Annotated in this window: 13 protein-coding genes, 2 tRNA genes and 3 rRNA genes; 1 reads left to right on the top strand and 17 read right to left on the bottom strand. The window is 39.4% G+C overall.

Annotated elements, in window-relative coordinates; translation table 11 throughout:
- The gene (folK, locus tag BUA97_RS04760; RefSeq protein ID WP_072996682.1) at positions 1-417 is read right to left on the bottom strand and encodes a 2-amino-4-hydroxy-6-hydroxymethyldihydropteridine diphosphokinase; all 417 of its coding nucleotides are present in this window, start codon (positions 415-417) and stop codon (positions 1-3) included.
- Between the two features lie 19 nt (positions 418-436).
- Between folK and sppA the strand changes: the two genes are divergently transcribed.
- Positions 437-2,185 (top strand): signal peptide peptidase SppA, encoded by a 1,749-nt coding sequence (gene sppA, locus BUA97_RS04765; protein ID WP_072996683.1) that lies wholly within the window; start codon positions 437-439, stop codon positions 2,183-2,185.
- 136 nt (positions 2,186-2,321) lie between these two features.
- Here the strand turns inward: sppA and BUA97_RS04770 are convergent, their stop codons facing one another.
- The 16 genes from BUA97_RS04770 to BUA97_RS04845 form a co-directional block, all read right to left on the bottom strand.
- A complete protein-coding gene (locus tag BUA97_RS04770) occupies positions 2,322-2,990 on the bottom strand; it encodes a DUF6048 family protein (protein WP_072996684.1) in 669 nt (222 codons plus the stop codon).
- Positions 2,956-3,426, bottom strand: a complete 471-nt coding sequence (locus tag BUA97_RS04775) for a DUF6452 family protein (protein WP_072996685.1) — start codon at positions 3,424-3,426, stop codon at positions 2,956-2,958. Before BUA97_RS04775 ends, BUA97_RS04770 begins: the two co-directional genes overlap by 35 nt.
- 24 nt (positions 3,427-3,450) lie before the next feature.
- Positions 3,451-4,860 (bottom strand): 23S rRNA (uracil(1939)-C(5))-methyltransferase RlmD, encoded by a 1,410-nt coding sequence (gene rlmD, locus BUA97_RS04780; protein ID WP_072996686.1) that lies wholly within the window; start codon positions 4,858-4,860, stop codon positions 3,451-3,453.
- Between the two features lie 3 nt (positions 4,861-4,863).
- Positions 4,864-6,360 (bottom strand): TlpA family protein disulfide reductase, encoded by a 1,497-nt coding sequence (locus BUA97_RS04785; RefSeq protein WP_072996687.1) that lies wholly within the window; start codon positions 6,358-6,360, stop codon positions 4,864-4,866.
- 339 nt (positions 6,361-6,699) lie between these two features.
- A 5S ribosomal RNA gene (gene rrf, locus BUA97_RS04790) occupies positions 6,700-6,807 on the bottom strand.
- Between the two features lie 158 nt (positions 6,808-6,965).
- Positions 6,966-9,722 (bottom strand): 23S ribosomal RNA (locus tag BUA97_RS04795).
- 158 nt (positions 9,723-9,880) lie between these two features.
- Positions 9,881-9,954: transfer RNA gene (locus tag BUA97_RS04800), tRNA-Ala, on the bottom strand.
- A 79-nt stretch (positions 9,955-10,033) separates the two neighbouring features.
- A tRNA-Ile gene (locus tag BUA97_RS04805) sits at positions 10,034-10,107 on the bottom strand.
- 153 nt (positions 10,108-10,260) lie between these two features.
- Positions 10,261-11,777, bottom strand: a 16S ribosomal RNA gene (locus BUA97_RS04810).
- The 16S, 23S and 5S rRNA genes sit together here with 2 tRNA genes alongside, the layout of an rRNA operon.
- Positions 11,778-12,741: 964 nt before the next feature.
- Positions 12,742-13,032, bottom strand: coding sequence for a VanZ family protein (locus tag BUA97_RS04815; protein WP_317041420.1), 291 nt, complete (start codon positions 13,030-13,032; stop codon positions 12,742-12,744).
- Between the two features lie 58 nt (positions 13,033-13,090).
- Positions 13,091-13,468: a glycine cleavage system protein GcvH gene (gene gcvH / locus BUA97_RS04820; RefSeq protein WP_072996688.1), complete on the bottom strand. Its 378-nt coding sequence runs from the start codon at positions 13,466-13,468 to the stop codon at positions 13,091-13,093.
- Between the two features lie 112 nt (positions 13,469-13,580).
- The gene (gene sov, locus BUA97_RS04825) at positions 13,581-20,669 is read right to left on the bottom strand and encodes a T9SS outer membrane translocon Sov/SprA (protein ID WP_072996689.1); all 7,089 of its coding nucleotides are present in this window, start codon (positions 20,667-20,669) and stop codon (positions 13,581-13,583) included.
- A gap of 43 nt (positions 20,670-20,712) precedes the next feature.
- Complete coding sequence (ruvA, locus tag BUA97_RS04830; protein WP_072996690.1) at positions 20,713-21,297, bottom strand: Holliday junction branch migration protein RuvA; 585 nt, start codon at positions 21,295-21,297, stop codon at positions 20,713-20,715.
- Between the two features lie 162 nt (positions 21,298-21,459).
- On the bottom strand, positions 21,460-21,783 hold the full coding sequence (locus BUA97_RS04835) for a hypothetical protein (RefSeq protein ID WP_072996691.1): 324 nt from the start codon (positions 21,781-21,783) through the stop codon (positions 21,460-21,462).
- A 201-nt stretch (positions 21,784-21,984) separates the two neighbouring features.
- On the bottom strand, positions 21,985-24,267 hold the full coding sequence (locus BUA97_RS04840) for an NADP-dependent malic enzyme (protein WP_072996692.1): 2,283 nt from the start codon (positions 24,265-24,267) through the stop codon (positions 21,985-21,987).
- 207 nt (positions 24,268-24,474) lie between these two features.
- Entirely contained in the window at positions 24,475-25,335 is an 861-nt protein-coding gene (locus BUA97_RS04845) for an ATPase (RefSeq protein WP_072996693.1), read from the bottom strand.
- Positions 25,336-25,384: the final 49 nt, after the last annotated feature.

Below are 25,384 nucleotides of genomic sequence, written 5' to 3' on the forward strand. Positions count from 1 at the left end.
TCATCTCACATTATTAATAATTTCACTTGCAAAATCTCTTTCATAAAGATTCTTGTGGTGTGGAATTATTAACTTATCAGAGACAAACTTTATATTGTTAAACATGATAATATCAATATCAATAACTCTATCCTGATAAGCCCCCAAATCTGCAGAGTCGAAGATACGACCCATTTGTTTCTCGATTTGTTTTAGCTCAAAAAGTAGTTTAACAGGTGAAATTTGTGTTTTTAATCTGACTGCAATATTACAAAAAATTTTATTACTTTCAAATTCTACAGGTTTTGTTAATATTAATTTAGATTTCATTAATATTGAACCCACATTAATTTCTATTTTTTCAAGGGCGTTTTCGATATTTTTTTCAGGATTATTTATATTGCTGCCAAGTAACAAAACGGCTTCATTGTACGACATATATAACAAATAATAATAGATGAAAAGTTTTTTCAAATTAGTTTTAGCAAATTTAACTGCAATTTTTATAGTGACAGCAGGATGCTTCGCATTTTTTATCGTATTTCTAATATTTTCTTCATTATCCGGTGGAAATGCTGATGTGAAATCTGATTCTGTCCTTACTTTAGATATTAAAACAAAAATAATAGACAGTCCGTCCGAAGATCAGGAAGAATTTTTTACTTTCAAAAGTGAACAAAAAGCAGTTTTGCTTTATGATGTTCTCAAAGCGATTGAAAATGCCAAGACGGACAGCAAAATCAAAGGAATCAGTCTTGAGATGGATTTCATCAATGCTGGAATCACTCAGTTGGATGACATCAGGAAAGCATTGATCGACTTCAAAAAGAGCGGAAAATTTGTCTATGCCTATGGCAATACCGTTTCGCAAGGTGCTTATTATCTTGGATCTGTTGCAGACAAATATTACCTGAATCCTGCAGGCCTTATTGAGTTAAAAGGACTTTCTACCGAAGTTACTTTTTTCAAAAATTTTGCAGAGAAATACGGAATAGGAATCCAGGTGATCCGTCATGGCAAATTCAAAGCGGCAGTAGAGCCGTTCCTCAGAGATGAGATCTCGCCTGAAAACAAAGAACAGCTTTCAACATTGCTAAACGATATCTGGGCTAACACGTCAAATAAAATCGCTGAATCCAGAAAAATTCCTTTGTCGGATCTCAATACGATCACCGATAGCTTATACAGCTATCTTCCCAATCTGAGCCTGAAATATAAACTTGCAGATCAGCTTATCCAGAAATCTGAATATGATAATCTTATAAGGAAAAAACTGAATTTCGATGCCGATAAAAAGCTGAACAAAATATCTTTTGCCAAATATTCCGAATCGCTGGATTCTGAAACCGACGGGAAGAAAATTGCAGTCTTATACGCATCAGGAGTTATCTATAATGGGAAAGGCTATGACGGGATATACAGTGATAATTTTATAAAAGAAATTAAAAAGCTTCAGAAAGACGATGATATAAAGGCTGTAGTTTTCCGAATTAATTCTCCGGGTGGAAGTGCCAATGCTTCCGATGAAATCTTATTCGAAATGCAGCAACTAAAGCGCAAAAAACCAGTCATTGTTTCTTTTGGAGATTATGCTGCTTCCGGTGGTTATTACATCGCAATGGGTGCGGACAAAATCTTCTCAGAGCCGAATACTTTAACAGGTTCCATCGGTGTTTTCGGAGTGATACCTTATTTCAAGGAACTTGCTGAAAAAAACGGAATCAGGAGCGATGTAGTCTCTACAAATGCAAATTCCAATATGATATCTGCCATCAACGGACTGAGCCCGGGAACACTTAACATCATGACCAGGAGTGTGGAATCTACTTACCAGCGATTTGTACATTTTGTAACCCTGAACAGAAAAAAATCTTTTGAGGATATCGATGCGATCGGCGGAGGAAGAGTCTGGTCCGGAACAAGGGCAAAACAGATTGGTCTGGTAGATGAACTGGGATCTTTGCAGGATGCCATCAGATATGCTGCTACAACTGCAAATCTTAAAAATTATACTGTCAGTACTTATCCGGCAAAAGTCTCAAAGTTCGAGCAGTTTTTCTCTTCTGAGACAGAAGAAGATTTTTCTACAAGACTGATTCAGAGAAAGCTTGGGAAGGAGAATTTTAAAATCTTTCAGCACATTACAGATCCTGATACTAAGACTGCTGTGATGATGGAAAGCCCGTTCAACATAAAGATTAATTAAGATCTTTGTCCCGAAAATCAAATCACAAAACCGAATTGGCTTTGTGATTTTTTTATACTTATATCATCAGATTGTTCAATAGATCAAAAAGGTCTCCTATCAATATTTTATAAAAAAATTCCGCAATATGCGGAATTTAAAATTTATAAGCGAGATTCCAGCTGAATCCCATAGTGAAACTCCCCGAGCTTTTCCCAAATCCGGGAACAATCATCGGAGTAATATCATCCTGTTTGGTTGTATATACCAGATATCTGGGTTGCAGATTAACATCAATGAAAAAATTGCTTTCAAATACCTGGATTCTTGCACCCAGAGCCGCTTCAAACCAGTAGCTGCTTTGGCTGGATGAATCCAGAGTAACAAATACGCCTTCATTGTTCAGACCCTTTACAGGAATTGCCATATATTCCTGTGTATAAACACTACCCGCGAGCTTTGCACCAGCATAGAATCCGTTGAGATCATTTTCCGGATCTGTTGACAACATATAGAATCCGCCTGCTTTCGCAAAAAAACCATCTGCTTTTGCATCATAGCCATTTTTTTGATAGATATTCCTATCATATCCTACATCCAATACAGCGTGGATCCTTTTATTGATCCTGCTCGATATAAATCCCTGATAGAATTTTCTGTCACCAAAAAAACTGGTTCCAATGTTGAGAACATCAACACCTACAATAAAATTCGGTTTATATTTCCATTTGATCGAATCCTGTTTGTTATTTTCCATTTTTTTTTGAGAAAAAACAGAAACAGAAATCAAACTAAAAATGCAGATAAAAATTAATTTTGCCTTCATCAGTAAGTGATGTTTCATTAGATTCAATATTCTTAACAGGATCGCTTTTGATGAGATCAGCTTTCAAATCGTCATAGTTCACTTTGAAGCCGCAAGCCGGAGAAACATATATAGCCTTTTTCTCATAGCTGATTCTTACTTTCGAGCTATCTCCATCTTTCGCAGTCTTGAAGTATATATCTGTATAAGGATTATCATCGATTCTTAATGGAACCAGAACTAATTCAACATTGGTTTGCGTAATTATATTCTTCGGTTTTCCATTTCCATAATCCACATCTACAATCAGATTTTCCACACGGGTTATTTGTCCAGCACCATTTTTAAATCTAATTTGTAATCTTGGAGTTGACTCTGAGTTAAGACATATATCATCATCACTGCCGCAACTTGCAAGGATTATAAGAAAACTCAGAAAGAAAATTATTTTTTTCATTAAATAAAGATAATGCAATTCTTTTTATTTTTTCAGAAGCAAAGCTATGTTTTCCACATGATGCGTTTGAGGAAACATATCGACCGGCAATATTTTCACCAGTTCATAATCTTCTTTCATCAGTGCGATATCTCTTGCCTGTGTGGCAGAATTACAGCTTACATACACGATCCTATCCGGTGACAATTTCAGAATTTGTTCCACTACTTTTTGGTGCATTCCGTCTCTCGGTGGATCTGTAATCAGAACATCTGCTTTTGGGTGATTTTCAAGAAACTCATCATTAAAAACATTTTTCATATCTCCGGCGTAGAAAGTTGTGTTTTTAAGACCATTCAGCTCCGCATGTTCAATGGCTGCATCAATGGCTTCCTGCACGGCTTCGATTCCTATCACATGTTTTGCATTCCTGGCGACATATTGGGCAATCGTTCCTGTTCCTGTATAAAGATCATACACAACCTGGTCACCTGTGAGTTCCGCAAATTCAAGTGTTTTCCTGTATAATTCCAAAGCTTGCTTATAGTTTGTCTGGAAGAAAGATTTTGGCCCGATTTTAAACTTCAGCCCATCCATCTCTTCGTACAGAAAACCATCTCCGAAATAAGTCTGGATATCCAGGTCATAAATACTGTCATTCCCTTTCGGATTGATAGCAAAAACCAATGTTTTAATCTGAGGGAAACTTGCGAGAAGGAAATCAAATAACTTTATTCTTTCTGCTTTCATTTCCTTGTAAAGCTGGAAAAGAACCATCCATTCTCCTTTGGAATTCTGGCGGAGCATCAAAGTTCTCAGAAAACCGGACTGTGCTTTTACATCATAAAATTCCAAACCATTTTCAACGGCATATTTTTTAACAGCGAGCCGAATTTGGTTTGATGGGTCTTCCTGAAGATAACATTCTTTGAGGTCAAGTATCTTGCTCCACATTCCCGGGATATGAAAACCCAAAGCATCTTTGTTACCGAAATTTTCTTCAGAGCTTATTTCGTATTGTGTTAGCCAGCGCGCATTGGAGAAAGAAAACTCCATCTTGTTTCTGTAGAAGTATTGTTCTTCTGAACCAAGAATCGGAATAATTTCAAAATCTGATACGCCGCCGATTCTTCTGATATTATTTACAACTTCATTATGTTTGAAATCGAGTTGCTTTTCATAAGCAATGTTCTGCCATTTGCAGCCACCGCATGTGCCGAAATGGATACATCTGGGTTCAACTCTATTCTCAGAATATTCCAGAATTTCTACAGCTTCACCTTCAACATAATTGCTTTTTGACTTTTTTACTCTTACATTCACAAGGTCACCAGGAACGCCACCAGAAACTATTACGGTTTTTCCTTCTTCTGTTTTACCAACAGAAACTCCTTTCGCACCGGCGGAAAGGAGTCTGATATTTTCAAGAATTTGATTCTTTTTCTTATTCTTCATTTATTATTTCGTTTTTGCAGAATCAGCATTAGGACTCTGTTGCAACAAATCGTTCTGAAGCTGAGCCTGCGAATTCACAGACGGTGCTTGCAAACCGGAAACTTTATTCATTTCTCCTACAAATTTTTCATCACCAAGGTTATAAAAAGTCTGACTGGCAACTTTTCCGTCTTTATCTATCAGAAAGAATCCTGGGATCTTGAACCCATAGATAAAATATTTTTTTGCGTAATCAGAAGACAAACCGCCTTCAGCATAGTAATTAGTTCCTGGAATTCCTTTAAGCATAGCGTTCGCAGTTTTCGTAAATTGTTCTTTTGTATCATCTACATTCACAAATGCAAAGTTTACTTTCGACTTATAAAAATTTACAACTTCCTTCAGAACAGGAATTGTGGATTGAGCAATATAAGGATTCCATGAAGCATAGGTCATTACCAAAGTAGGTTTGCCATTAGATTCAAGATTTCCGGATTTACCATCCAGTTTCACAAAATTAACTTTTGGTGCCTCTTCTCCTTTTTTTAATCCGAAAACAGCATTGATAGCAGAGTTCAGGTCTTTTTTAACTTCAGAGTCTTTGATATACTCTTCGCTGACTTTTTTCACTTTTTCAACATCTGAAGTATATGGATTAAGATCAAATTTAGCAATTACGAAAGCCAATAAGTAGTCTTTTGTTTTTTGAGAAAGATCTTTATTTTCCGAAAGGTATCTCGCAAATATTGCTGACATGCTCGCAGTACTCTTATCTTTTTGCTTCTCTGCAAAAGTCTGGAAATTCTGACCAATTTTATTCAACAGATAGTTTCTGTAAACGGGCAGATTTTCTACCATCCTGTCATTATTTTTTGTCAAAGATTTTTCATAATCTGCAAACGTCTTGGAAACTTTGAATGAAGGGTCACCGATAATCTGTCCATGCGAAGTTTCATACTGAACCAGAAAAGTAAGAATATTAGTGGTCAACTCATCTTTTTTAAGTTTAATAACCTCACTGTCCGGGCTTATTTTATCAGCCGTTTCATCCAGATTTTTTTCCAGATCAGAATGAACCTTTTTGATTTCAGTAAGAAAATCCGATTCTTTTTTTTGCAAAAGTTGCATATTCAGTTTAGAACTATAGCTTTGCAGATATTTTTGAGTTTCAGCGATAAAATCGTTATTTTTCTTGGCGTCGCCTTCGATTTTAAACATCTCAGGAAAAGTTCCTGCTTCACCAAAAATTTTAAGATCCTGCCCTTTTTTAAGGTAAATAAAATTCATCTTTCCTGCATATGTCATCGCATACATACCATTTTTTGGTGCTTTGAATTCTCCTTTAAAGTTTCCTTTTTCATCAACTCCAATATTGATTAGCGGTAAAGTGGCAACACCAGAAGCTTCTATGAATTCTATTCTTTCCAAAGATGATCCACCTTTTACATTTCCTTCCACTTTTATTTTGGAACAAGAAACGACTAACAAAGAAATTAAAAGAAGAAATAAGTACTTTTTCATTTTAAAATTAATTTTTGCAAAAATAATCTAATTAGGAATTGAAAAAAAATGAAATCCGTTTTTTATCAAAACATTAACAAAATAGATAGGTTCAGAATATACTTTATTGGGAATATTTGTAAAAGCCTGTCAATTGTTATTCTTAAATAAATTGATTAACAGAAAATATACAATATATTATTAGATAAATTAGAGAGGCATGGGTTTTCATAATTTTAAAAATTACAATCACTCTACTTAGAATTCTTGTATTAAATTTCGCAAATAAATTTCGTTGTTATTTACCTAAAGTATATGCATAAAAAAACCTCAATCAAGTAAATGATTGAGGTTTAAAAAAACTGGCGGCGACCTACTCTCCCGCTTTCGCAGTACCATCGGCGCTAGAGGGCTTAACTTCTGTGTTCGGAATGGGAACAGGTGAGCCCCTCTGCTAAAACCACCCTAAATAAGGTATATGTTGTTAGTTATCGGTTGCTGGTTGATAGACTTCTTTACTATCAACTGTCAACTTCTAACTGTCAACTTTATTTAATCGATAAAAACGTTCACAAAGAGAGAACCTTAGTTGCGCAAGCAAACACTTGGGTTTATTGTAACCAATAGGCTATAAATCTACGGGTAATTAGTACTACTCGGCTATGACATTACTGTCTTTACACCTGTAGCCTATCAACGTCGTCATCTCCAACGACCCTTAAAAGATGTCTCATCTTGAGGCGAGTTTCGCACTTATATGCTTTCAGTGCTTATCTCTTCCAAACATAGCTACTCAGCGGTGCACCTGGCGGTACAACTGATACACCAGAGGTTTGTTCAATTCGGTCCTCTCGTACTAGAATCAAGTCCTCTCAAACATCTAACGCCCGCAATAGATAGAGACCGAACTGTCTCACGACGTTCTGAACCCAGCTCGCGTGCCACTTTAATGGGCGAACAGCCCAACCCTTGGGACCTTCTCCAGCCCCAGGATGTGACGAGCCGACATCGAGGTGCCGAACCTCCCCGTCGATGTGAGCTCTTGGGGGAGACTAGCCTGTTATCCCCGGAGTACCTTTTATCCTATGAGCGATGGCCCTTCCATACGGAACCACCGGATCACTATGTCCTGCTTTCGCACCTGATCGACTTGTAGGTCTCACAGTCAAGCACCCTTATGCCATTACACTCTACGCACGGTTACCAAGCGTGCTGAGGGTACCTTTGAAAGCCTCCGTTACTCTTTTGGAGGCGACCACCCCAGTCAAACTACCCACCACGCAATGTCCTTCTTTCGAAGTTAGGCTCCAAGTAAACAAAGGGTGGTATTTCAACGTTGGCTCCACCGACACTAGCGTGCCAGCTTCATAGCCTCCCACCTATCCTACACATTGTTTACTCAAAGTCAATACGAAGTTATAGTAAAGGTTCACAGGGTCTTTTCGTCCCATTGCGGGTAATCGGCATCTTCACCGATACTACAATTTCACCGAGCTCGTGGCTGAGACAGTGCCCAGATCGTTACACCATTCGTGCAGGTCGGAACTTACCCGACAAGGAATTTCGCTACCTTAGGACCGTTATAGTTACGGCCGCCGTTTACTGGGGCTTCAGTCAAACGCTTCGCTTACGCTAACGCCCTTCCTTAACCTTCCAGCACCGGGCAGGTGTCAGACCCTATACAGCATCTTTCGATTTAGCAGAGTCCTGTGTTTTTGATAAACAGTCGCCTGGGCCTCTTCACTGCGGCCAACATTGCTGTTGGCGTCTCTTCTTCCGAAGTTACGAGACTATTTTGCCTAGTTCCTTAGCCACGACTCACTCGAGCACCTTAGGATTCTCTCCTCGACTACCTGTGTCGGTTTTGGTACGGGTTGCTTCACTTCGGCTTTTCTTGGAAGCGAGTTCACTACAGCAGCTTCGCCCGAAGGCTAGGCCTTGACTATTCCGTCAGTCTTCAGCAGCTACGTCACTCCGTCCCCTTTTTAGTGTGAGCAAGTATGGGAATATTAACCCATTGTCCATCCACTACCCCTTTCGGGTTCGCGTTAGGTCCCGACTAACCCTCAGCTGATTAGCATGGCTGAGGAAACCTTAGTCTTTCGGTGAGGGGGTTTCTCGCCCCCTTTATCGTTACTTATGCCTACATTTTCTTTTCTGTCCGCTCCACAATACCTCACGATACTGCTTCGGCGCAAACAGAATGCTCCCCTACCAGATATAATAAATTATAAATCCATAGCTTCGGTAATATGCTTATGCCCGATTATTATCCATGCCGGACCGCTCGACTAGTGAGCTGTTACGCACTCTTTAAATGAATGGCTGCTTCCAAGCCAACATCCTAGCTGTCAATGCAGTCCAACCGCGTTGTTTCAACTTAGCATATATTTGGGGACCTTAGCTGTTGGTCTGGGTTCTTTCCCTCTCGGACATGGACCTTAGCACCCATGCCCTCACTGCCGTGGAACATTTATTAGCATTCGGAGTTTGTCAGGAATTGGTAGGATTTGACTCCCCCGCATCCAATCAGTAGCTCTACCTCTAATAAACTTATCACGACGCTGCACCTAAATGCATTTCGGGGAGTACGAGCTATCTCCCAGTTTGATTGGCCTTTCACCCCTACCCACAGGTCATCCGAAGACTTTTCAACGTCAACCGGTTCGGTCCTCCACTTTGTGTTACCAAAGCTTCAACCTGCCCATGGGTAGATCACAAGGTTTCGCGTCTAATCCTACTAACTATGCGCCCTATTCAGACTCGCTTTCGCTCCGGCTCCGGACCTGAAGTCCTTAACCTCGCTAGTAAAATTAACTCGTAGGCTCATTATGCAAAAGGCACGCCGTCACACCATATAGGTGCTCCGACCGCTTGTAGGCGTACGGTTTCAGGTTCTATTTCACCCTTCTATTCGAAGTGCTTTTCACCTTTCCTTCACAGTACTTGTTCACTATCGGTCTTTCAGGAGTATTTAGCCTTGGAGGATGGTCCCCCCATATTCAGACAGGATTTCACGTGTCCCGCCCTACTCATTTATCATCTTAATATACCTTTCGAATACCGGGCTATCACCGTCTATGGCTGTTCTTTCCAGAACATTCTTCTAAATATATAAAGACTTTTGGGCTAATCCGCTTTCGCTCGCCACTACTTACGGAATCTCTTCGATTTCTTTTCCTCCGGGTACTTAGATGTTTCAGTTCTCCGGGTTTGCTCTCTAATAAATTAGAGTAATACATCTTCAATGTATTGGGTTGCCCCATTCGGACATCTGCGGATCAATTCGTGTGTGCCGATCCCCGCAGCTTTTCGCAGCTTACCACGTCCTTCTTCGCCTCTGAAAGCCTAGGCATCCGCCATACGCCCTTAACGATTTCTTTCCTATTTTTAGGTTACTCAAGCGCTTGTTTGCGCTCGGTTTTCTCTTTGTGATGTCTTTACCGTTAATGTCAATGATCTTAATTTCTTTTTATTTGTCTGATGAACGAATATTGTTTTTGGCTCTATCCGTAACTTTTAAATCAAACTCCTAAAACAGTGGAGAATAAGGGAGTCGAACCCTTGACCTCCTGCGTGCAAGGCAGGCGCTCTAGCCAGCTGAGCTAATTCCCCTCTAGTAGTTGTTGGCCTTTAGTTGTTAGTTGTCGGATTTAACCATAAACTATCAACTCTAAACCATCAACTTTATTAGTAGTCTCGGGCAGGCTCGAACTGCCGACCTCTACATTATCAGTGTAGCGCTCTAACCAGCTGAGCTACGAGACTCTCTCTAATTAATAATTATTAATTATTAATTATCTCTCTATCCCTTTACTAATTTCTAGTGGGTTTTATTTTTTATATAATCAACCGAGTAAAAAAACCAAAGCTTATTATTTGCATAAGCACTTTTTTTTATTTTTTGACGTATTGTCTCTAAAATGAGATGTTCCAGCCGCACCTTCCGGTACGGCTACCTTGTTACGACTTAGCCCTAGTTACTTGTTTTACCCTAGGCAGCTCCTTTTACGGTCACCGACTTCAGGTACCCCAAACTTCCATGGCTTGACGGGCGGTGTGTACAAGGCCCGGGAACGTATTCACCGCGCCATGGCTGATGCGCGATTACTAGCGATTCCAGCTTCATAGAGTCGAGTTGCAGACTCCAATCCGAACTGAGACCGGCTTTCGAGATTTGCATCACATCGCTGTGTAGCTGCCCTCTGTACCGGCCATTGTATTACGTGTGTGGCCCAAGACGTAAGGGCCGTGATGATTTGACGTCATCCCCACCTTCCTCTCTACTTGCGTAGGCAGTCTCACTAGAGTCCTCAACTTAATGGTAGCAACTAGTGACAGGGGTTGCGCTCGTTGCAGGACTTAACCTAACACCTCACGGCACGAGCTGACGACAACCATGCAGCACCTTGAAAAATGTCCGAAGAAGGATCTATTTCTAAATCTGTCATTTCCCATTTAAGTCTTGGTAAGGTTCCTCGCGTATCATCGAATTAAACCACATAATCCACCGCTTGTGCGGGCCCCCGTCAATTCCTTTGAGTTTCATTCTTGCGAACGTACTCCCCAGGTGGCTAACTTATCACTTTCGCTTAGTCTCTGAATCCGAAAACCCAAAAACGAGTTAGCATCGTTTACGGCGTGGACTACCAGGGTATCTAATCCTGTTCGCTCCCCACGCTTTCGTCCCTCAGCGTCAGTTAAATCTTAGTGACCTGCCTTCGCAATTGGTGTTCTAAGTAATATCTATGCATTTCACCGCTACACTACTTATTCCAGCCACTTCAAATTTACTCAAGACCTGCAGTATCAATGGCAGTTTCACAGTTAAGCTGTGAGATTTCACCACTGACTTACAGATCCGCCTACGGACCCTTTAAACCCAATAAATCCGGATAACGCTTGCACCCTCCGTATTACCGCGGCTGCTGGCACGGAGTTAGCCGGTGCTTATTCGTATAGTACCTTCAGCTACTCACACGTGAGTAGGTTTATCCCTATACAAAAGAAGTTTACAACCCATAGGGCCGTCGTCCTTCACGCGGGATGGCTGGATCAGGCTCTCACCCATTGTCCAATATTCCTCACTGCTGCCTCCCGTAGGAGTCTGGTCCGTGTCTCAGTACCAGTGTGGGGGATCACCCTCTCAGGCCCCCTAAAGATCATTGACTTGGTGAGCCGTTACCTCACCAACTATCTAATCTTGCGCGTGCCCATCTCTATCCGCCGGAGCTTTCAATAAAAAACGATGCCGTTTCTTATATTATGGGGTATTAATCTTCCTTTCGAAAGGCTATCTCCCAGATAAAGGCAGGTTGCACACGTGTTCCGCACCCGTGCGCCGCTCTCAAGATTCCGAAGAATCTCTACCGCTCGGCTTGCATGTGTTAGGCCTCCCGCTAGCGTTCATCCTGAGCCAGGATCAAACTCTCCATTGTATGTTTGTTTGTCCTTATACTCAAATTCAATTTTAAAAATTGACGCTTTGGTTTTTTTCCTTACTTGGTTGTTATATGTTATGTCAATGAACTTTGTTCTTTTCGCTTCCTCAGGAATCTTAATCTGTCATCTTGTCCCTGATTTGCGAGTGCAAAAGTAAAAAGTTTTTTTCAAACTACCAAAACTTTTTTAAAGTTTTTTTTCGTAACCTTGAAATCTTTTCTGATATGTTTTAACTTGTTCTCTGCGCTTCCTCCTTCTCTCGAATCGGGACTGCAAAAGTAGAAAACTTTTTTGAAACTACCAAAACTTTTTTGAAGTTTTTTTTCAGCGATTATCTCTAATCCCTATCGTCTCTTTTCCTTTCTCTCCTGCGCCGCTAACCGTTTCCGATTTGCGAGTGCAAAGATATAAAAACTTTTTATCCCGGCAAAACTTTTTTTTGAAAAAAAATTAAATCTTAAATCCCTCCTCAATTTATTGTCTTATCCTTCTCCTGCGCTACCAATTCTCTCGTTTTGGTTCTGCAAATGTATGGTGAATATTGGCTTACTTGCAAATCGGATTAACAATTAATTTACAATTGTGTAAAACTTAGTTAACTAACCTACTGTAATACAAAGTAATAATATGCAATTCAAAGTTATCCACATTATGTTAAATGAGATTTTGAAGGCCTCAACGGGGCTTATACACGGCAAATTCTGCGGCAAGGATAGTAGCGGTTATCCTTTTTGAGTTGTTCTGGCGGAGACAGAATAACTCAAAAAGATATGAGTGGATAGCCTGGTGACAAAAAAGGTTGGGAATGTCTGGGTTTTTTGGCAGCCGTCCAAATTTTTGTATTTATTTAATACCTTCAAAAGTTTGAGATTGTTCTTGAAAATTTTACTTCTTAATATATATGTAAGAAATAAAGTCTTTGCGGACTGTAATATTAATTACAACCATCTGGGTACAATTTTAATTTTTATTATACCTATTATATATATAGTATGAAAGTGACAGACCTAGTATATCTGCAACGGCATCCCATACTTCAAGTGAGCGACCGAGTTTCATAATATCCTGAAGTATTTCCGTAAGCAATGCGTAGGAAATCAGAATGAGGGAAAAATAAAGGAAGGAAAACCTGGGAAACCGAAGTCTGAAGAAAAATCCCAAGGCTAGAAATATGGAGAAGTGTACCAGTTTGTCAAAATTCGGAAACATAAAGACGTATTCTTTATTTTCCAAGCCTGGGCGCAAAAGCATATAAGTAAGAAATGCCCAATAAATGGGCAATATGATCTTACTGTATTTTGTGATAATGTTATCCAACGACTTCCTGATATTCTTCTGCGGATAATAATGTGGACAGGTCTGCTGCGTCTGCAACTTTTAGTTTTATGATCCAGCCTTTTCCGTATGGATCTGTGTTTAGTAATTCTGGCTGATCTTCCAGATCGGCATTTACTTCTAACACTGTCCCTGAAACAGGCAGGTACAGGTCGGAAACAGTCTTCACTGCTTCTACACTTCCGAATACATCTCCTTCATTAAGATCTTCGTCCACAGTATCAACATCTACGAAAACAATATCTCCCAACTCGCTCTGGGCATAATCCGTGATTCCGATGATAGCTGTGTCTCCTTCCACTTTGATCCATTCGTGGTCTTTGGTGTACTTTAGTTCTGATGGTGTGTTCATTTTCTTTGATTAGGTTTACGCAAATTTAATTATATAATTAGGATATGACAATAGAATGAAAATAAATTATAAAAAAAGAGCAAACCTGTATGTCTGCTCTTTTCTATTTAAATTAATTACTTGCGCCTCCGAATGTCATAGTGGCTGTGATACCAGCTCTGATTGTCGAAAGTGGGAAGGCTGTAGAAATCTTATACTTGGTCATCATCTGATCGTAAAAGAACTTCAGGTTCAGATTCTGTGACATATTATAGTCTGCAGAAAGCTTAAGACTGAAAATCTTCTGACCGCCTGTAACCTGAGAATCATCTATCAATATATTAGTAATTGTTGTTTTACTGTCTCTCATTGACAAGTCTGCTCTCATATTAAGATCACTCTTGATGTCTCTTCCTTTTCCTTTATAATTGATTCTGATCTTAAGATCTTTCAGAATGTATCCGTAACCGACAACGAACTCGTTTCCTAATTCCTCTGTCAAAGTCGTGTTCACCAATCCTAATATATAAGTTCTGTCTCTGTTATAATTGAACCTGAACTGCATATTATTTCTCATTGTGACGTCAAACCCAACCAAAGGTGAAAAAGATTCCACATATCCAACCTGAGTGAATGTGTACGGATTGTATCTGTTACCATTGGTATCATAAGCCGTACTCGGATCTCTCAGATCTCTGTCAAAATAATCCACACTGGCCTGAATACCCGACATTGTATATGTCGATATATAAGAATGTAAAACATCAAATTTAGTAAACTGACTGTTTATAATCGGGACATTTTTAAGTCCGGAATAAACCAGCTTCCAGTTTGGCAACGGCACACCAGCTTTTGTAGGATTTCCTAATTTTTTCGGAGACTTACCTTCTATCGCTGCTTTGAAAGCCGGGATCAGAACATAAGAATTACTTTTGGAATAGCCTGCAGTGTAACCCTCCAAATCTCTGACGCCTTCGTACTGCTGAGAAATTGCCAGCGCATTCTCTTTTATGGCCTGATAAATAGCATCGCTGCCTTTGAATGCAGTATTGAAAGACCATGCTGTATTGGAATGTGTGATCAATTCTGTGGCGAAAGCATCTCTGTAGCCGCGGTAGCCTAAATCATCTGTAACATTATAACCACCCTGAATATAATTTCTGCTATAATTTTGTAAAACATTGAAATCAATTCTGAGATCGTTCGCAGGCATGATCTGCAAATCTGCTGTCAGATTTCGGTTATTCAGCTCAGAATAAGGGTCACTCATTAATGTTGAATTGGAAACCCAACCGTTTTCAATGACAGTTCTTCTGATGTCTGCCTGTGACCCCAAAAGGAATCCAATAGTAGGACCTCCTAAAGTCTGCCCGTATCCATAAAAATTAGGTGCAGATAAAACACCAGGCAAAACAATCCCGTTATTTTCATTATAATTGAAATTGAACTGCTTCATGGATGTCAATGCATAAGCAATAGCCTGAAGCGGCTTCAGTTTATTTTTGAATTTATAACTCTTGAACTTGAACCTGCTGTTCTTTTTGGTAGATGCAGTATTGTAAACGTTCGCAAGTGAATCGATCTCCTGACGGCGTTTCTGCATAGTCTCATTTATTTTTCTGAAATAACTGAACTTGCTAAAGAACTTTGGCACATCAACAGTAGAAGTGGCTACAATTGCATTGGTGTTCTGAGAGATATTACCGAGGTTTTCTATTTTATCTTCAAACAAAACATTTCGGGTTGCCGTGGATCTTGCATTCCAGTTATACTGGAACTGGTAGCTCAATTCTGCATTGATGAAATCCAAATATGGAAGATACTCAAACGGCAGTCTGTAGTTCAGCTGTGCCCTGTGATTATACAACACCGGTCGACCAGCTCTGAAAGGATTGCTAAAGATGGAACGGTTATTCATAGAATTCACATCCATCTGATCATTCAGGGTTTTGGTCTCTGAGTTGATTTCCAGTTTCAGGGATTTTGTAAAATTAAATCCTAAACTATACTGCCAGCCGAAGAAGAAGTTTCTGTTTCTGATGGTTTCAAAATCCTGACCTGCGTTTCCGGAAAGTAAAGCATCTACATTCCTATATTCTAATTCGTTATAATTCCTGTCCAAAATTGTTCTAAAAGACAACCTTGTCGGAACCGGATTAAAATTAAACTCCTTAACCCATCTCAGATATTTATATGATTTGGCAGTATCGCTCACCATTTTATTAAAAGGCTTCAGAACATAAGGTTTGAAGGTGTAGTTGTACTCCACATAACCGTTCAGATATTGTCTGTAGTTTTTCTTTGTATAAACATCACGATAGAAGTCATCATTATAAATTGCCGTCACACTCAGGTTTTCCACATCATAGAATCTGGCCTTCTTGTCAGGATTCATTCTGTCTTTTCTCATATTCACAACACCGATGCTTCTTTGCTGCGTGTAGGTTCGGACTACTTTTTTCAGCTCATCCTGATTCGGTGCTTTTTTCAGCTCGATGTCATTATCCAGCGGATTATATTTAGGATCTGTTATGGTTTGTGTATAAGAATAATTCAACGGGATTTTCATTCCCGCTTTCTCCGGCAAGAACTTGTCAACATTTACAGTCGTGTTGATGCTGAAAGCGGAGTTTTCGTCCTGCGATCTTTCTGAAGGTTTCTGGTCAATCGCTCCGAACCCGATAGATGCATAGGAAGCATTGGCATTAACCATTGCAAAGTCTCCAAGATTAAAGTTCAAGCTGGCATTTCCAGCATAACCACCTTTATTTTCGATTTCGGAAAGACGGATTTCGTTCACCCAAAGTACCAAAGTTTTCGCCTGGGTGCTGTTATTCCTGACACCGATCATAATGGTTGTTACATTTCCAATACTTGGGCGTCCTTTTACATAGATCTTTTTATTCTCATCGTTTGCATAATCGAAAAGATAACGGTCATCAATGCGGATTCCTGAACCCGGTTCTCTAAGCAATTCATCTCTTTTTAACTTGGCATTTACAAAATTTTCCACTTCCAGATTTACAGTATTCTCATCCGGCCAGATGTCCAGTGGCGAGGTTGCGTTACTTGCTGTATACTTCAGGGAAGATTCATATTCATAATAGTTATCCGTATTATCGCTTCCGAAACGAATAAAGAATTTGGAATCCTTATCCAGGATATTGCTGTTAGCAGATGACTGATCGGTCTGATTCTGAGCATGGACAAACAAAGCCAGTTTTTTGTAGCGGCGCATATCCAGACTTGTATTTTTGAAAACACCTCTGGATTCTCCCAAAAGCCTGTCGGCTTTCATATATAATGAAGATTCATTCTGTCTTTGTGCACCTGAGTTACCACTCAGAACCTGCCTGTCGATACCCGGAGGCAAAACATATGGTGGTGTTCCTAAAGCGTTTTCTTCAAGATTCACACTTCCGACATCGAAGTTTTCATTTTGGTTTGGCGATCCTGCATTTCCCTCTTCGTTATTTGGAACGGTATTACTGAAAATTTTATTCGTATATTTTCTCCAGTCTGATCTTACCAAATCAAAAGATCCAAATCTTAATGTTGATGTCTGATCAAATCCTTTCATCAATAATCTGGCAAATCTAATATTGTTTAGTACGGAAACACTGGATCCGTCAACATTATTATCGAAGTTAGCAACTGGAACACGGAACAGATACCATTTCACTTTACCCGCTTGTCCGTTTTCAAATTTTATATCTACTTCTTTGATGTCCACAATTTTGTTCTGACCCACCACCATACTTGTTGGCGAAAGATCTATTGTATACTGATTATAACTTTCTGTCTGATCCAGATTATAATCCCTGTTGATATCCTCCGCATCCGGTGTCTGAGTTGCGACTTCAAGTGTATTGGAAGCAGAGTTGCCTTCCGGACCACGGAAATATTTGTAACGTTCTGTCAAAGAAGATGCAAGATCTCCCTGGAACTGATCGGATAAATAGAATACAAAGTTATCAGAAGCCGGATCCAGCTCATTGGTAACAGGATTTACAAAGCTTACTCCAAATTTTTCCTGTTCCTGGGCACCATTAAGACCATCATAACCCAAATCCTGTTGCGCCCTTTCCTCTCCTTCCGTTGAAAAAGCATATAAAATAGGAACCTGTCTTGGCTGTGTTCCCCAGTTGGATGTTGTAGTCGTAGATGGTACACTTGCTGTTGGGAGTCCATTTTCGTATTGCAGTCTTCCGTCTTTTAAGACATCTTCGGATACGTTTCCTAATTGAAGCAATAGTTTCGGGTCAGTTCCCAGAATATTTCCGTCTGCTCGCGGGTCCATCATCCAGAATTCTACATAATCAATATTGGATGTTACGAAGTTGGTTACAGAGATTGGTCTCATCAAACCAGCCCATCTTTGTGATGTGGTTTCTGTATTAGGATTGATATTATAAGGTCCTCTTTCTTTCGGATAGTAGGTAATATCAAAAGTATTGAGAAGCGTCTGCTCACCAGCAACAAAATCTCTGTTATTATACAGTTCCTGCACCTGCACTCGTCTGGAAGCATGGTTAGAAAGCCGCTGGGCATTGATCCCGTTAGGGGCAGCTCCGCCAACGCCATAAAATCTCGGGTCAATCGTGTACCAGGACAACAGACCTCTTCCGTTCCCACTATCTGTATTATCATTATCTATAGTCATCGGGAATAGCGGATCGCTGATATTTTTCTCCGGACGGGAAGCGAGACTCCACATTGCAGGTTCTTTAAGAGATATCTTTGAAGTAGTCTGCTCGAAGTCGTCAATGTATGACTGATCGTTAATTCCTTTGCTTTGACCTGGTATCAGATATGCCGCTTCCGCTTTGAAATTCAGATTAGAAGGTGCTTCTGTATTGATAAAAGGGATTTTATCCGTAAGTCTCGTGAGGAATGGCAGTTCATTGTTATACATCATATTGAAGCCTGCCATTGTATTGCTCACCGCCTCCTGACCATAGTTCACTTTCTGGGTTAATGGTCTTTCTGTATAATTGACAACAGTAGCACCAACATTAAGATGTTCATTGAATTTTCTTTCAAGATTCAATCCCCAGAAGCTTTTACGCTGCGTGTTGAAAGTTAATTGGTTCTCCAGTGAAATATTAATGGCCTGTCCGGATTGCTTCACCGTTTCATTAATAATATTAACCGTACCGAGCATGTAATCTACAGTATAGTCCACACCTTCTACCAACTGAGCACCATTAGCTGTAACTTTTACAGAGCCCTGCGGAACATTGATTGCGCCAAGAGAAATCCCTTGCCCCTGTGCACCTTTGTAACGACCCTCGATCGTATAACGAAGCGGAATCTGCGAAGGAATTACTTTTTGCTTGTCGTAGATGTCATTAAAAACATAAGGTGTTTTATCCGCAACAGTCAGAATATTTTCCAAATATCCGCCGAAAGGTTCAGTCTTAGTAAATATTACTTTTCCATTTTCAGCATCAACTGTTATTCCTCTTACGTAATCAAAAACACCGTCACCTTTTGTACCATCCGCATTAGTCTGCAAGTCGCCATTAACATTCAAACGGTCCCAGTTGAAAAGCCGGAGCAAATTCGTATCCGATGGTATGCCGTCTTTATATGTTGCGCCTGGCAAATAATTAACCTTTGCAGATCCCTGGTCTCTGTAATAAACATTCAGTAAAAAGTCCTGCGGCTGTATCTGGCTGGTATTGAGAGAATAGATATTCTTCATCATCAGCTCCCACATTGGAGAATCTGTTCTTGTGTTCGAATTAGATTTAAGAAGTTTTGTAATCAATACCGGATTCTCTTCCGAAAACTCTCCTACTTTATAAACCTGGCTGGATCCATTAAGTGTATAAGAAAAGGATGCGGCTAAAAATTGATTTTCATTCAGTCTCTGATTCAAGGAAACATATCCTAACTGCGTATTGAATTTATATTCTGACGGTGTCAGTTTTCTTGCTTTTATATTATTGATAAAATGCTCACCGGATACAAACGGTTCAGGCGTTCCGTTGGCATTAGGAAAAGATCTTCCGTTCAATATATTATTAGCACCAACAACATCTCTTGTTGTACCCAATGCCGAAGCAATCTGTTGATACAGATTATTGTTGGAATTATTCGGGTTAAGCCCTGGTCCGTCACCAAGATCCCTGATACCGACAATTGGCTTTTGAGATTCTATATTCGCACCACCCTGATCCAGAACCCATACCTCTATTCTTGTAATATTAATCCTGGAATTGATCAAAGGATAATTTTCCAGAGATTTATCATAATTATCATGAAAATAATGCCCTAGAAAGTAGTGCTGATTATCTTCATAATCAAAGGCATTGACCTTGAAGGTACTCATCGTTCCTCCACCTTGCGCAACAATAGTTTTAGCCTCCCCTTGCTGTTGGGAAAATACCAAAGTTCCGGTTGTCTTGCCCAACTGAAATTCTGTTTTGAGACCAAATAATGATTGTGAACCACGGATCAGACTTGTAGAAAGTGGCATGCTGATGTTACCGACTTCAACTCTCTTGATGATTTTATCTTCTGGATCCTGTCCTTTTTCATTCAGACCTTTCGTCTGAAGATCTTTCCACGAACCTTTTGCCTGCCAGACCATATTCATACGGTTTTCAAAAGCAAAACCGCTTTGGGTATCATAATTGGCTTTCAGTTGTAGATTTTCTCCGACTTTCCCTGTAATCCCCAGTTGAATCCTTTGCTGTATATTGATTGCAAAATTGGTTCTGTTCTGTGGGAGAATTAATGGATTATCAATTTTCTGGTAAAGTCCACCCAGATCAAATGATGCAAAACCCTGAGGAATCAATTCGATTTTATTACTGCCAAAAATATTCTCGAACATTTTATTTTTGATGGTAATAGAAGGAATCAGGCCTTTTTTCTTCGCATCCGTCTGGTCTTTTCTTCTCGAAAGATCGTTGAGTAATGATTTTTCTTCATAATAGGCACGAAGATTGTTTTGCATCACATAGTTTTTGTACTCTTCGAAAGTCATGGCAATCGGAGAACCGACTACAGAGTTTCCGATTTTCGGATAAAGATAATACATCCCGGTTTTGATGTCATAAAAAGCATCATATCGGATGGGATCTGCCAGACTAAAATCCTTTCTGCCGGTGACCAGAGTGTCAGCGGGTTTTTCCTGTGCAAAACTTTTGGTAAAACCAACAAAAAATAAAAAAAGGAGGGTAAATTTATAAAGGTAAATATTTTTCTTCACTTATATTTTTTTTAAGAAACTGATGAAACACAGTCATCAATTGTTAAATATTTTTTAAAATCTCTTTCACTAATTCTTCTACAGAAGCACCCGGGTTTTGCTTCAGTATTCTGTCCGCAATCTTCTCGCTTATCCTTTTGGAAATCCCTAAAACTTCTAATGCTGATAACGCTTCATTTTTATTTTTATTGTCTGCATAATTAGAAAGTTTTTCTTCAGAACTTCCGAATATACCGACTTTGTCACGCAAATCTATAATGATCCTTTCCGCAGTTTTCGCACCGATTCCTTTCACTTTTTGGATAAGAGCACTGTTGCCCGACAGAATAGCATTTGAGGCTTCTGACAAACTGAGCGAAGATAACAATATTAATGCAGAAACAGGCCCAACCCCGTTAACACTTATTAACAGGTTAAACATCTCCTTTTCTTCCTTTGAAAAAAATCCAAAAAGCAGATGGGCATCTTCCCGTATAATCTGCTGAGTATATAGTAAAACCTCGGATCCTTGCACCAGATTCTGCGATGTCTGCAGACTGACGCCAACATAATATCCGATTCCGTTAACATCTATCACCACATTGGTAGGTGTCAACTCCTGGATAACTCCTCGTAACGAATAAATCATTGAATTAATAAAATTAGGGTTTTGCGAAGATATAAATTATGTTAAAAATAAAAGCCATTTTAATCTCTTAAAAATGGCTTTTCTATAGTCTTTTCGTAATTTATTTATTGTATTTTGACCATTTCTGAATCCGGCTTAAAAACATCTCTGCATTTCGGCATTTTAATTGACATCGAATTTTTCAAAATCTTCTTTCAAATCGTTATAGATTTTTTCCGCATTCTTATCACCTTCTTTCGCCAGCTTTTTGACATTTTCATAAAAAGCCCTGGCCTTCCTGCTCAGAGTTACATCCAGGATCATCTTTATATCATCCAGGTGCTGGCTGATTTCTTTCAGCTGCAAACCCAGATTTGCGAGTAATTCGATATCATCAGGCGTTTTGTCAGGTTTGCTTTTTATTTCATTCAACAAATCAGAAAGAGACAGTAATTGTTCCTCTGCGGTCTTAAGATCGTCAGGATTGATTTTCCTTACCTGTTTCAATATTTCAGAAATTTCTCTTCTGACTCTTTGGTATATTTATCATCAAAGTTCATCATAATGTTTTTTTAGATAATTAAATTTATAAAATTATTTTAATGATGAATAATAAATTAATCATGATATTCATCCGATAATCATTTATCCAATAACACTATTAATAAATAAGCCATTCTAATCTCTCAAAATGGCTTATTAAATATTTTATTTCTTTTCTTTTATCTGTGCATCCAGAACAGCGATGGTTGCTAGGTTCACAATCTCATCCACACTCGATCTCATTTGCAGAACGTGAACCGGCTGGTCAAGTCCCATCAAAATAGGACCAATTGTCTGTGCGGCTTTCATTCCTCTGATGATCTTATAGGATAGGTTGGCACTTTCCAGGTTGGGGAAAATCAAGACATTAGCTGGGTTGCTTCCCAGTTTTGAGAAAGGATAATCTGCAAGATGGTCACCATCCAATGCGAAATCTGGCTGAATCTCACCATCCACGATCATTTTCGGATATTTTTCGTGAAGCATTTTCACAGCTGCAGCCACTTTTTTAGAAGTATCGGCTTTCGCAGAAAAATTCTCGAATCCCAGCATCGCTAACCGTGGCTCGATTGCAAATGACTTTACGGTAAATTCTGCCATTCTTGCAATTTCCACAAGCTCTTCGGGTGTAGGATTTTTGTTGATGGAGGTATCTGCAAAAAACAATGGTTTCTTTTCCGTCAGAATCATCATCATTGCAGCCACTTTATTGACCCCTGGTTTTTTATCAATAATTTCCAGGACCGGTTTAAGAACCGATGCATAACTTTTGGAAAATCCGATTATCAAAGCATCTGTATCGCCATGCTCCAACATCAATGGCCCAAAGTAATCACGCTGCCTTACATATCTTTTAGATTTGTACTCGTTGATACCTTTTCTATTACGCTTGTCCCAAAGTGTTTTTCTATATTTTTTACGGGTTTCTTTTTGCTCGTCATCATTCGGATCGATGATTGGAATATCTAATGTTATTCCGTATTGTTCCATTTTTTCTCTGATAAGCTTTTTGCTCCCCAGCAAACTTGGATAAGCAATACCTTCTTCCTGAAGAATCTGTGCGGCTTTCAGGATGTTATATTCTTCGCCGTTGCCCAGTGTTACTCTTTTCGGATTCGCTTTTGCACGGTTCTGCATCATTCTTACCAGCTTTTCATCTCTTCCCATTCTGTCGAGAAGCTGGTTTTCATAAGCTTCGAAATCTTCAATAACTTTTCCGGCGATTCCGCTTTCCATAGCCGCTTTTGCAACTGCGATAGAAACTTTTGTAATCAACCGGTTGTCAAAAGGTTTTGGGATAAAATATTCTTTGCCGAAGCTGATGTCCCTGACATTGTAAGCCAGTTTCACCATTTCCGGAACCGGCTCTTTTGCAATCTCCGCCAAGGCGTAAACTGCTGCGAGTTTCATCGCTTCATTGATTCCCTTCGCCTGGACGTCCAAAGCGCCTCTGAATATATACGGAAAACCAAGAACGTTGTTAACCTGATTAGGATAGTCACTTCTTCCTGTAGCCATCATCACATCATCTCTTGTTTCCAGTGCGAGATCATAACTGATTTCCGGGTCTGGATTTGCCAAAGCGAAAACAATCGGATTTTTTGCCATAGACAAAAGCATCCTTGCAGACATTACATTTCCTTTGGAAAGTCCGACGAAAACATCAGAATCAACCAAAGCCTCTTCCAATGTAGAAATATCGGTTTCAGCAATAAAGTCTATTTTCTCAGGCGTCAGATTTTCTCTTTTATGATTGATGACACCTTTACTGTCACACATCAGAATATTTTTCGGGTCGAGACCTAATGAAATGTATAATTTGGCACAGGCAATCGCTGCTGCTCCAGCTCCGTTGATCACCATTTTCACTTCCCCGATTTTTTTTCCTGCGATTTCTAAAGCATTAATCAAAGCAGCTGCAGAAATAATGGCTGTTCCGTGCTGGTCATCATGCATTAAAGGAATATCCAGCTCTTCCTTCAGTCTTTGTTCTATGTAGAAAGCTTCCGGGGCTTTGATATCTTCTAAGTTGATTCCCCCAAAAGTCGGTGCGATGGCTTTTACGGTTTCGATGAATTTATCGGGATCTTTTTCATTGATTTCAATATCAAAAACATTGATTCCTGCGAAAATTTTGAAAAGCAAACCTTTTCCTTCCATTACAGGTTTCGATGCTTCGGGACCGATGTCCCCAAGTCCCAAAACAGCTGTTCCGTTTGAAATTACAGCAACCAAATTTCCTTTGGATGTATATTCGTAAACTGCCTGAGGATCATCATGGATGGCCATACAAGGCACAGCTACACCCGGCGAATAAGCCAAAGACAAATCTCTCTGCGAAGAATGCGGTTTGGAAGGTATCACTTCGATTTTACCTTTCGGTTCCTGACGGTGGTAATCTAAAGCAGCTTTATCAAAAGCGTTTTGGTCTCTTGAATTTTTTGACATTTTAATTTCTTTTGCGTACACTTTATATAAGCAGATGAGAGAAAATAGAAAAGATTAAAGACATACAATCAGTTTGTTTATCTTAATTTTTTCAACTACTTATAAGTTCAATGTACTGGTTTCTATTTAATAAACCTCATAGTTTTGAAGGTCTATGAGGTTTATTCTATTTGAAATACGAGAATTAACTCCAATATTATTGCAAAGTTAAAGCTTTGGAATGATATAGTCACGATGATAATTGACCAGACTTTCTATCGGTCGCTGAACAACAGTACCCACTGTGAAATGAAAATCGGCGGCAGCAGCACGTAAAGAATCTTCAAAAAAATAGGCAACAGAACCTATAAAATTGACCTCACAATCCCGACACTCATCATACGGCATCACCTGAAATTCAAGGAAATTCTTCAATTCTTTGAAAATAAAATTCTGAAAATACGGATGCGTTTTCCGGTCTACAATGAACCTCGTAAAATCTGCCATGTAAGCATTTGCTCTTGGATTATGATACATATTCTTGAGCAGTTCATCAATGTTAAGCTGATAAATCTCAGTAAATTGCTGATGAAGATCAGGCGGCAATTTTTTCATAAAATAATGGCGGACCAATTGTTTTCCGAGGGCACTTCCGCTGCCTTCGTCACCGATCAGAAATCCTAACGATGGTAATTCGGTTTTCACATTTTCGCCATCAAAATAGCAGGCGTTGGAGCCTGTTCCGAGAATACAGACAATCGCAGGAACTCCTCTGTAAGCCGCATAAGCTGCTGCCAGCAGATCCTCCTTGACCTGAATATGTGCTGTCGTAAAAACTTTTTGAATTTCTCTTTCTACAATCAGTCGGTTTTCCGGAGTCCCGCAGCCGGAGCCGTAAAAAAAAATATTTTCCAGATAATCACAAAACTTGATAAGTGCCTGATTTTTTTTCAGTTCTGGTGCTATCAGTTCCGGTTTTATGATATTAGGATTGAAACCTACGGTTTCTGTTTTCAGTACTTCCGTGCCATCATTTTCCAGAATGACCCAGTCGCATTTTGTGGACCCTCCGTCAACAATAGCAATCATATTCTATGTTTTAAAATGCTAAAATAATATATTTTCCGAAAGGTTATGG

This window comes from Epilithonimonas mollis, assembly GCF_900142325.1.
GTDB classification, from domain to species: domain Bacteria; phylum Bacteroidota; class Bacteroidia; order Flavobacteriales; family Weeksellaceae; genus Epilithonimonas; species Epilithonimonas mollis.